The sequence below is a fragment of the [Clostridium] aminophilum DSM 10710 genome, from assembly GCF_000711825.1.
Lineage (GTDB): Bacteria > Bacillota > Clostridia > Lachnospirales > Lachnospiraceae > Clostridium_R > Clostridium_R aminophilum.
Genome location: NZ_JONJ01000012.1, coordinates 115,150 through 125,529 on the forward strand (window position 1 = coordinate 115,150; position 10,380 = coordinate 125,529).

The 10,380-nt window shown below is 48.8% G+C and carries 8 protein-coding genes; 7 read left to right on the forward strand and 1 reads right to left on the reverse strand.

Translation table 11 applies throughout. The annotated features are described in order from the left end of the window. Positions 1 to 35: 35 nt before the first annotated feature. The gene (locus BR86_RS16685) at positions 36 to 1,961 is read right to left on the reverse strand and encodes a flagellin (protein ID WP_031473541.1); all 1,926 of its coding nucleotides are present in this window, start codon (positions 1,959 to 1,961) and stop codon (positions 36 to 38) included. 325 nt (positions 1,962 to 2,286) lie between these two features. Here BR86_RS16685 and BR86_RS0109985 point away from each other — a divergent pair, with 325 nt between their 5' ends. The 7 genes from BR86_RS0109985 to BR86_RS0110025 all read left to right on the forward strand — a co-directional run bounded on the left by BR86_RS0109985 (position 2,287) and on the right by BR86_RS0110025 (position 9,982). Further along, positions 2,287 to 2,829, forward strand: coding sequence for a glutathione peroxidase (locus tag BR86_RS0109985; protein WP_031473543.1), 543 nt, complete (start codon positions 2,287 to 2,289; stop codon positions 2,827 to 2,829). Positions 2,830 to 3,010: 181 nt separating this feature from the next. Beyond that, the gene (locus BR86_RS0109990) at positions 3,011 to 3,523 is read left to right on the forward strand and encodes an NUDIX hydrolase (RefSeq protein WP_031473545.1); all 513 of its coding nucleotides are present in this window, start codon (positions 3,011 to 3,013) and stop codon (positions 3,521 to 3,523) included. A gap of 171 nt (positions 3,524 to 3,694) precedes the next feature. Then, positions 3,695 to 4,387, forward strand: coding sequence for an iron-sulfur cluster assembly scaffold protein (locus BR86_RS0109995; RefSeq protein WP_031473547.1), 693 nt, complete (start codon positions 3,695 to 3,697; stop codon positions 4,385 to 4,387). 17 nt (positions 4,388 to 4,404) lie between these two features. Further along, positions 4,405 to 5,424, forward strand: a complete 1,020-nt coding sequence (locus BR86_RS0110000; RefSeq protein WP_031473549.1) for a GGGtGRT protein — start codon at positions 4,405 to 4,407, stop codon at positions 5,422 to 5,424. A 780-nt stretch (positions 5,425 to 6,204) separates the two neighbouring features. Further along, positions 6,205 to 7,299, forward strand: a complete 1,095-nt coding sequence (locus BR86_RS0110015) for an FIST N-terminal domain-containing protein (RefSeq protein WP_031473553.1) — start codon at positions 6,205 to 6,207, stop codon at positions 7,297 to 7,299. Between the two features lie 16 nt (positions 7,300 to 7,315). Beyond that, positions 7,316 to 8,257 (forward strand): methyl-accepting chemotaxis protein, encoded by a 942-nt coding sequence (locus tag BR86_RS0110020; RefSeq protein WP_031473555.1) that lies wholly within the window; start codon positions 7,316 to 7,318, stop codon positions 8,255 to 8,257. A gap of 72 nt (positions 8,258 to 8,329) precedes the next feature. Beyond that, positions 8,330 to 9,982: a tetratricopeptide repeat-containing diguanylate cyclase gene (locus BR86_RS0110025; RefSeq protein ID WP_031473557.1), complete on the forward strand. Its 1,653-nt coding sequence runs from the start codon at positions 8,330 to 8,332 to the stop codon at positions 9,980 to 9,982. Positions 9,983 to 10,380: the final 398 nt, after the last annotated feature.

The following is a 10,380-nucleotide window of genomic DNA, read 5'->3' on the forward strand; positions in this document are numbered from 1 at the left end:
AACCGAGCAGGAGCTCTCCTGCCGGATTTGGAAGACTACCGGAGTAGAGACAGTACCCCCTGTCCGGTTTGATTGGCCTGAGAGAGCATGGCCTGAGCCGCTTCAGAGAGAATATTGTTTTTAGTAAATGCTGCAACTTCTTTTGCCATATCGGTATCCCGGATCCGGGATTCGGAAGCAGTGATGTTTTCATTCATGATTTCATTATTGCTCCGCGAATGCTCAAGACGGTTTTGCTTTGCGCCAAGTATGGCCCGGTAACCGGATACTTTGTCGATGGCATCGGTAATATCGGATATGCTGCTCGGTGCATAGGTTTTTGTTTCAGAATACCCGGTTATGGTGAGCGGAGGACCGACATAATCTCTGGTGGTATATGAGCTCTCCCGGGGTTCTGTGATATAGATGGTTTCCCCGTTGCTGTTGGTTGTGGTTCCGACGACTACAGAGTGCGTATAACTATGAACGGTTTCCACATAATTGTTTGGGTCGTTCTGCGCCGCCACACTTTCCGGTGAATAAACGGGGGTGCTGGTGGTTTCATAGCGTGTGATGTCATAATCCTCAATCCCAAGCGCACGGAGGCCAAGATTAACCTGATCAATGGCGACGCGATCATCCTGTACGCTGCTGCATTGTATCCAGAGTTTTCCGAGATCAGACCGGTTATACGGATACTCCTTATATTTTCCGGAGGTGGAGGTAAAGAGCTGGACGGAGGAAGGAGCCGGCGAAAGACTTGTGTTGTCTCGGTAATCATAGATTGCAAAGGCAGGCGTTTCGCCGTCTGTATTCATGTTCAGAAGCCGGTTATAGTGGTCGGTTTCCTCCACATAAGCGGAAAGCTTCTCGTAGGTTTTCTCGTAAAGCCGATTGGCAATGGTCTTTGCCGCATCGGCGAGGGTTGCCGGATCCGCATTACTGCTTTTCAGGTAATCCAGGTAACCGAATATGGTCGTGTCACTGTCATCGGACAGGGTGAGTTTACCGAGATCAATGGTATTTCCGGTAACTGAAACATTATTGCTTGCATAAAAAGTTGTGGAATACCTCATGTCATCTTTGCTGTATTCCCGTACCAGTCCGCTGTCCGGATCGACGGCACTTCCGTAAAAGGCAACGCCGTAGAAGATCGGATGCGCCACTCTTGAATCCATGCAGGTTGCGCATGCGGCGGCAATACTTGTACCAAGCAGGGAGTAGATATCCCGGTACAGATCCTGGGCGGTTGCGGTTCCGGAACCGTCGTATTTGGTGATGAGGCCGCTGAAGTCGATTACGGCGCTGAGGTTATCGTTCAGTTCCGGCGTCCACTGACCGAGATAGGTGTAGCTGCTGTCACCTGCGTATTTTTCATCCGGACCGTAGTATTCATATGTTGCGGGCGTGGAGGATACCTCCCTGACAAAATACGGTGTGGAATCCTGAGTGTATCCGCCATCCGTGACATTTCCGGCTGCCATTTGAGCGGAACACTGGTCTTTCAGCCAGGAAGGCAGTTGGTGAGTGTAGGATTTTATTACGATTTCTTTGGGCTCCTCGATTTTGCTCTGAAAAACAGGGATATCATTAAACGTCGTTTCCTCGGAAATGCGCTGAATCTCCTTCTTCAGTTCATTGATCTCGAGCTGGATATCCTCGCGGGCGTCATCGTGGTAGGTTCCGTTTACGGCCTGAATCGAGAGCTTATTGATGCGCTGCAACATTTTGGTAACTTCGTCCATCGCTCCGTCTGCCGTTTCAATAAAGGAGATTCCGTCGTCAATATTGTTCAGACCCTGATCGAGACCCCGGATGCGTTCACGCATATCCTCACTGATGGCAAGGCCCGACGCATCATCGGCTGCCCTGTTGATACGAAATCCGGAGGAGAGTTTCTCAAGATTTTCGGCCATTCCTTTTCGGTTTTTGACCAGATTCCGGTAGGAATTCTTTGCCGGCAGGTTATGTTGAATCTGCATAGAGCATACTCCTTTAATTATCTTCTATTATAAATAATATTCAAAAACAATAAAAATAATTAGTTATGCCATACATATTTAATCGACTGATTTGGAAATTTTAAAAGGAAAAACACTGTGACAGAGAAAATGCCGAAGGATCTGCCGGAGGAACTGCCGAATACCTTTGAAATAGCTTGAGAAATCGTAAAAAGTTTTTCTTGCATTTTGAAATCGGGTATGCTACCATGTGGATATAACAAATTGCGCACAATTAAATTTGCAACAATACAACAATGACAGGCATTGCAGAGCGGGCCCTTTCACGGGCCGGAAGGAGGACAAAATGGGATTTTATGATTATTCGGTAAAGAATGCACAGGGCGAGGATGTTTCCATGAAGCAGTTTGAGGGCAAGGTTGTGATCGTAGTCAATACGGCAACCGGCTGCGGCTTTACACCGCATTATGAACCGCTTGAGAAGATGTATGAGGAGTATCACGAGAAGGGATTGGAGATCCTGGACATTCCGTGCAACCAGTTCATGGGACAGACGCCTGGAACCGACGAGGAGATTCACGAGTTCTGCCAGCTGCATTACAACACGCAGTTCCCGCAGATGAAAAAGTCTGATGTCAACGGTGAGAATCAGCTGGAACTCTTCAAGTTCCTGAAGGAGCAGCAGGGATTCAAGGGCTTCGGAGAGGGCAAGGCAGCGGATATGATGAACGGCCTTCTGGCGAAAGTCGCACCGGGATATATGAGCAATCCGGATATCAAGTGGAATTTCACAAAGTTCATCGTTGACCGCCAGGGTAATGTGGTGGCACGCTTTGAGCCGACCGCAGATATGGCGGATGTAGAAAAGTGCGCAGTATCCCTTCTGTAAAATGAATTGAAACCGTCCGGTATCCCGGCGCTGTCACGGCGTCGGCGATGCTGGGCGGTTTTTCTGATTCTGCCAGGACATACCATTCTGCGCCATGCCTGTATGAGATTGCGGGAACTTTACTTTGCTAACACAATAAAGTATAATTCTATATTATACATTTTTCATGGAGGAATGTCCGATGGCACACAAGGAAGAATTCTGGGATATCTACGACAGCAACAAAGAGAAAACCGGACGAACGATGAAGCGGAATGACTGGATTCTCAAAGACGGGGAGTATCATCTGACGGTTCTCGGCGCAGTGTGCCGGCCGGACGGAAAGTATCTGATTACGAAACGGAAAATGGACAAGTCCTGGGCGCCGGGCTGGTGGGAGATTTCCGGCGGCGGAGTTCAGGCCGGCGAGAGCTCCGAGGCAGCGGTGCGCAGAGAGGTCGAGGAAGAGACCGGACTGGACCTGTCCGGGGCGGATGTCCGCTATGTCTTTACCTATAAAAGAGAAAACCCGGGAGAGGGCGATAATTATTTTGTGGACATTTACCGCATTGTGCTGAACTTCGATGAGGCGGATGTGCACCTTCAGGAAGCGGAGGCGGACGGCTTCCGGATCGCAGCGGCAGACGAGATCCGCAAAATCGCGGAAGACGGCATTTTTCTTCACTATGACAGCATTAAGCGGATTTTTGAGTAACGAGGTCTGAGATCTGTTTCCGGACCCCGAAGAGTTTCGCCGGGGGGACTCTTTTTACTTGACAACAATTTGGCAATGATGGATGATATTATAAGCATCTTTGTATAAAACAAGAGCAAAGTTTGAACGGCATTTTGAAAATGCCGTCTCAGGTATTTCAGGAGGGTGAATATGATCTATTCCACAGAAGTATCCAATATGTGCCCTGTTACGCAGGGAGTGCACCACGGTGCCGCTCCGATTCCGGAGGAGGCGAAGTGGGTTCAGGCGAAGGAAGTAAAGGACATTTCCGGTTATACGCACGGTATCGGCTGGTGTGCTCCGCAGCAGGGATGCTGTAAACTTTCCCTGAATGTGAAAGATGGAGTAATTCAGGAAGCGCTGGTTGAGACCATCGGATGTTCCGGTATGACTCATTCCGCAGCGATGGCTTCGGAGATTCTTCCGGGACTCACTGTTCTGGAAGCGCTGAACACAGACCTTGTCTGTGATGCCATCAACACTGCAATGAGAGAGCTCTTCCTTCAGATTGTTTACGGCCGCAGCCAGAGCGCATTCTCCGAGGGCGGACTTCAGATCGGTGCCGGCCTGGAGGACCTTGGAAAGGGAACCCGTTCCATGATCGGAACAACATACGGCACTCTGAAGAAGGGACCGCGCTGGCTTGAACTGACGGACGGGTATATCACCGACCTCGCACTCGATGAGAATGATGAGATTATCGGCTACAAGTTTGTAAACTTCGGCAAGATGATGGATTTCATCAAAGCCGGAGATGACGCGGAGACCGCTCTGAAGAAGGCTTCCGGTCAGTACGGCCGCGTAGCGGATGCAGTTCGTTTCATTGACCCGCGCAAAGAGTGACAGAGGAGGACGAAGAGATGGCATTATTTGAATCATACGAGAGAAGAGAAAAGCAGATTCTCGCAAAGCTTGCTGAGTACGGTATCGGATCCATCGAAGAGTGCGCTGAAATCACCAAAGCGGCAGGTCTTGATGTTTACAGCATGATCGAGAACATCCAGCCGATCTGTTTTGAAAACGCAAAGTGGGCATATACCGTCGGTGCGGCAATCGCAATCAAAAAGAACTGCAGACAGGCTGCCGAGGCTGCTGCGGCGATCGGTGAAGGCCTTCAGGCATTCTGTATTCCGGGCTCCGTTGCGGACCGCAGAAAAGTAGGTCTCGGACACGGAAACCTTGGAAAAATGCTTCTGGAAGAGGATACCGAGTGTTTCGCATTCCTCGCGGGTCATGAGTCTTTCGCGGCAGCGGAGGGTGCAATCGGTATCGCGGAAAAGGCAAACAAGGTTCGTAAAAAACCGCTTCGCGTTATCCTGAACGGACTTGGCAAAGACGCGGCGCAGATCATTTCCCGTGTCAACGGCTTTACCTATGTTGAGACACAGTATGATTATGCGACCGGCGAACTGAAGGAAGTATTCCGCAAGTGCTACTCCAGGGATCCGAAGTCCCCGAGAGCACTGGTTAACTGCTATGGCGCAAATGATGTTCAGGAAGGTGTTGCTATCATGTGGCACGAGAATGTGGACATCTCCATCACCGGAAACTCCACGAACCCGACCAGATTCCAGCACCCGGTTGCGGGAACCTACAAGAAGGAGAGACTGGAAGCGGGTAAGAAGTACTTCTCCGTTGCTTCCGGCGGCGGCACAGGACGTACGCTTCACCCGGATAACATGGCAGCAGGTCCGGCTTCCTACGGCATGACCGATACCATGGGACGTATGCACAGCGATGCACAGTTCGCAGGTTCTTCCTCCGTTCCGGCGCACGTTGAGATGATGGGTCTGATCGGTGCGGGCAACAACCCGATGGTTGGCATGACGGTATCGGTTGCGGTAGCGGTACAGCAGGCAGCGGACGCAGGAAAGTTCTGACGCGAACAGGACACTCCATATAGTGAAGTATAGAAAAGAGGTCTCCGGCTTTTGGGTCGGGACCTCGTTTTTATTTCATAGGAAATTTCTTCGAAATTCCCTATGAAATAAAAACGCTCCGCGAGGATGCGCACGCCGCTGTAAGGAAGTTGTCACCTAACGGTGACCAGCGGCGGCGCGCAAAGTCCGCGGTGCTCCCCTCAGAACTCAGGGGATGGGAAGCCGAAGTCCGCTTGCGGACTTTGTTCTGGCACGCACTGAGCTTGAAAAGACCAGCCTCAGCACAAAACTGACGGTATTCAATTAAATAATGAACAAAAATATGCTTCCGGCAGATGCGGAGACAGAAGTTTGAAAGTAAACTTTCAAACTTTGATTGACGGCTCAAATAGACAAGCAAGCTTGTCTGCTTGAGCCTGGAGGACAAAATATGAATCGGACAAAAAACTTGTAATAATGCTCTTGATTTGAGTGAGTTTAATTTTTAAAATGATAATGTAGAGATAGTTTTTGGGTGATTTCAGTATGAAAAACTTTTCGTGATGATCCGTCGGGATGAGCATGGATTTGTAAAGAATAATGCCATTTTCAGCGGTCAACATCCGTCGCGGCGGATGACAGAAAGAAATCTTTTTTCAACTGTCAAAAAAAATCATCAATAATTTTCCCGATTGTGCCGATGATACTAGAGATGAGAGTGATTCGGGAAAAATCCGATTTGTAAACGCTTCATTAAGAACCGAATTGCATTGTTAACATACAGTTTTTCAGGAGGCATAAATGCAGAGTAAAGTTGGATACAGCGCGAATTCTGACGTGAGAGAAGCTGTCGAAGAGGCTACCAGAGGAATTGCGAATCCTGCTGGTCTGATCATTATGACAGATCACGAAAGACTTCCGGAAATTGCGGCGATTCTGCAGCGCAAATATCCGGATGCACAGATGATAGGAACATCGGGAATCAACTATTTTAACAGACAGTCGTCGGATCAGAATCTGATTGTTACGGCTCTTCTCGACGGGGCTTCATGCTGCGCCGGTTATCTGACCAGACTGTCCGCCTCTCCGCTGGGGGATCTCAGCAATCTTCAGGATGCGATCCGCGCTGTCGGCGGTGAGAAGGACAATACCCTTGTTCTTCAGTACTGCACCAATGACGAAGAGCGTCTGACCACGACACTGAACGTTGCTCTGGACGGAAGCGGTATCCGTATGATCGGAGGAAGTGTATTCGGTTATCCGGAAGGAGAGGTCGGTCAGGTTGCGGTGAACGGACGGATCTATGAAGATGCCTGTGCCTTCATGGTAATTAAGAATGAGACCGGAAAGGTTCGCGTCTACCGTGAGAATATTTATGACCGGATTCCGGGCGGAAAGCCGCATCTGGTAACAAAGGTTGACCTGCAGACAAAGACGCTGATCGAGCTGGATCACCGTCCGGCAGCAGATGTCTATACCGATGAACTCGGTGTTCCGAGAGACCGGATCATTGACAATGTTCTTCAGAATCCGATGGGGCGTGTGGTCGGCGATCAGATTTACATCTCTTCGCAGAAGTCGATGCTCAGCAACGGCGCAATGACGCTGTTCAAGAGACTGAACGAGAATGATACAATCTACTTCCTGGAACTTCAGAATTATCAGGATATTAACCATCAGACGATTAAACAGGTTCAGGCGGATTTCAAGAACATTTCTCTTGCGATCTCTGTCAACTGTATTTACCGTTATCTTCTGTTTACGCAGAAGGGGTACTACAACCGGTTCCTGGGCGATATGTCCAAACTCGGCAATTTCGTCGGCAATATCGGCGGCGGTGAGCAGATTGACAAGCAGCACGTAAATCAGACAATGGTTATGGCAGTTTTCGACTGAGAGGAGATATAGAGTTATGTTTATGCGCAAGAAAAATGATAATGTTCCAACCACAGTTTCTTCCCACGCGGATTTCGAGGGGCTTAAGAGTGCGGCACGTTATGCGATCCGCCAGAAGAACCTTCTTCAGCAGGAAGAGATGAAGACATCCGATGAGCTGAACACGATCAAGGATGCATTCCAGATCGTTCGTGAGAGATCTCAGGAGATTTCCAATTCTGTTGAGGGATTCCGCGATCAGTTCAACCGTGTGAGAACCATCACCGGCAGATTCGAGGAGATCATCGGAAAGATGAGCAACACGGTCAAAGATTCTCACGACAGCATGAATCTCGTAAGAACAAAGTCCCAGGACGTATACGAGACCATCGAATCCGTAGAAGAAGTGTTCGAAGAGTTCCAGAAGAGCTTCGCGGATATTTCCAAGAAAGTTGAGGCCATCAATACCATCGCGAGCCAGACAAACCTTCTTGCTATCAACGCATCCATCGAGGCGGCAAGAGCCGGTCAGGCAGGACGTGGATTCGCGGTTGTTGCGGGCGAAGTCAACAAGCTTTCCAAGGATATCAAGGATCTGGTTGAGGCGATCAACTCCAGCATGAACGTTCTGAATGAGAACAACGGAAAGCTGAAGGATTCGATTGAGAATACCCGTACCGCCATCGACGGCGCACAGCAGCAGGTCAATGAGACCGATGCGGTTGTGGATTCCATCAATGATGTTGCAACAGATATTGCTCAGGGCAACCGTGAGATGATCGAAGTATTCGACGCCTGCGACCGCGATATTGACGGCGTAGTCGGAAGCGTTGTGGATTCTGGTGTTTACTACGACCGCGTCGGCAACGACATCGACAACATGATGACCAACATTACGAAAAAGGGATATGTATTCGAGGATCTGAACAATGTAATTGAGCAGATCAGTCCGTTGGTTGACAGCCTGAAGCAGGGCTAAGAATTGAGCGGATCAGTCCGTTGGTTGACAGTCTGAAGCAGGGCTAAGAAAAGCCGGATTGCAGGTGGGGATATGGACTTAACGAATTACAGCGAAGATATCAGACATAAGTTAGCGACGTTGGAGGATTATCGGCCGGAGACATTCGAGGCGACGATCCGGATTGCCAATGAGGTTGCCATCGTAGCAAATCGCAGAGATGACCAGACGCTGCACAGTTTGTGCGATTACTATATTGCATATTATTATTTCAATCTTCGAAACTGTACAGAAGCGATTCGTTTTCTGGACCGGGCGCTGAAAGATGCGTCCGGATCGGAAGCATGGCTTGAAGTGAGCAAATACCTGAATCTGCTTGGCCATATCTTCCTCCGGCAGGGAAATCCGATGAATGCCATGCAGGCATTTGCCAAATCCATCACGATCTCGGAAAAGAATCTCGAAAAGGACGAAGAGTTTGCTCCTATCCTGATCGACAGCTATGAAGAGAATGCGATGATCTATTACGAGATCGCCAATTATCAGCAGGCTCTGAAGTACGAACTGGCAACGGATCGCGTTTTCAAGATGATCGAGAATCATGAAAAATATCTCCAGAAATTCACGAGGCATCTGTCGAATCTGGTCAAGATCTATATCATGTTCGGCGATGCGACCAATGCGGGTGATATTGTTGCGAAGATTGACTCGATCGCTTCGGATAACCATAACGTTGGTCTGGAACCTTACATTTCCATTGCGCATATTCTGTGGAATGACTTCAGCGATAATCACCGTTGGGATGATGTCTATATCAACCGGCTGAATTCCTATTTCATGGGAAGAAATTTCAAAGGGCGTCATATCTGGGAATTCTTCTTTGCCCTGGAGCGGATGGGCAGTGATGAGAAGTACCGCCCGTATTTCCGCAGTCTGGTTGTGAAAATGGACAGTTTCCTGGACCACACGGATCTCCATGGATATAAGCTTCAGCTCTCCAATCTGAAGCTGGATTATTACGAGAGATGCGGCCTGAGTGCAAAAAAAGCGGAGGAGCTGGAACGCTTCCGCGAGTATGTGAATGCCTGCCATAAGACGGCAAATGCGGCGATGAGTCTGATCCTGAGTCTGGAAATCATGAAGGCTCTGGAAAATGAAGTCATCAATGCTCTGGTTGTCCGCGAGGCGATGGATGACCTGACCGGTCTTCCGAACCGCAAGGCATTCAATGATATGGCAGACCGTTTCTTCGAGCGGTGCACCGGAAAGAACACGAATCTCGGACTTGCACTGATCACCATTGATAATGTCAAGAAGATCAATGATCTGTACGGATATATTATCGGTGACCGCTGCCTTGTGGAAGTAGGCAATATTCTGAAACGATTCAACTCGAAGACGACATTTGTCGCACGATATGTCGGCGCAGAGTTTGTTGTTCTGTTCGAGGGTCTCAATGACACTGAGATCACGGACCGTCTCCGCAGCATTTCACAGGCACTGCATGCGAGAACCGCGGAGCAGGAGCTTCCGGAGTTTACATTGGCTGCCGGAATCTGCACACATGTCCCGAAGGGGCTCAACAAGATCTGGGATTACACATCCTGCGCAGATCTCGCGCTTCTGAGGGCAATGCAGTTTGGAACCGGACGGGGAATTCTGGTTCATCATCAGATGGAGCTGGGCGCGGCTGCCCCGATCACGATTGATTCGAAGGGCCGTCTGGTGGAGCGGAAAGAGGATTAAGCGCGAAGCGCTTTGAGATTGATCCATAGAAAACTCTTAACATACATCTCCAAAAGGGGACTCCGGCTGTGACAGCCAATGTCATTAAGTTAAGATGACAGAAATAAGAGTTCTATATCTTAAGTGATATAGGGCTCTTTTTTTATAAAAATACTTGACATGTTTCAAAAAATGTGCGGCCGCTTTCGCTACTGATTAGTTTTAATGTAGCGAAAGCGGCCCTTGAAATTGTAAGCATAATTCTCAATTTCAAGGAGGCGCATATGAATCCAAAACAAGTAAAAGATTTATTGGTTGACAAAATAAAGCTGGTTTCAGCAAATGCTAAGTCGTTCTGTATTGATTCTGATAAGAACTTTTCAAGAAAAAGAAAGCTGACTATGGAGAAAATCATAACC

Excerpts from the sequence above, each read along its gene's own strand:
- BR86_RS0110015 (WP_031473553.1), top strand. The coding sequence starts at position 6,205 with ATGCAGAGTAAAGTTGGATACAGCGCGAATTCTGACGTGAGAGAAGCT.
- BR86_RS16685 (WP_031473541.1), bottom strand. The coding sequence starts at position 1,961 with ATGCAGATTCAACATAACCTGCCGGCAAAGAATTCCTACCGGAATCTG.
- BR86_RS0109995 (WP_031473547.1), top strand. The coding sequence starts at position 3,695 with ATGATCTATTCCACAGAAGTATCCAATATGTGCCCTGTTACGCAGGGA.
- BR86_RS0110000 (WP_031473549.1), top strand. The coding sequence starts at position 4,405 with ATGGCATTATTTGAATCATACGAGAGAAGAGAAAAGCAGATTCTCGCA.
- BR86_RS0110025 (WP_031473557.1), top strand. The coding sequence starts at position 8,330 with ATGGACTTAACGAATTACAGCGAAGATATCAGACATAAGTTAGCGACG.
- BR86_RS0110020 (WP_031473555.1), top strand. The coding sequence starts at position 7,316 with ATGTTTATGCGCAAGAAAAATGATAATGTTCCAACCACAGTTTCTTCC.
- BR86_RS0109990 (WP_031473545.1), top strand. The coding sequence starts at position 3,011 with ATGGCACACAAGGAAGAATTCTGGGATATCTACGACAGCAACAAAGAG.
- BR86_RS0109985 (WP_031473543.1), top strand. The coding sequence starts at position 2,287 with ATGGGATTTTATGATTATTCGGTAAAGAATGCACAGGGCGAGGATGTT.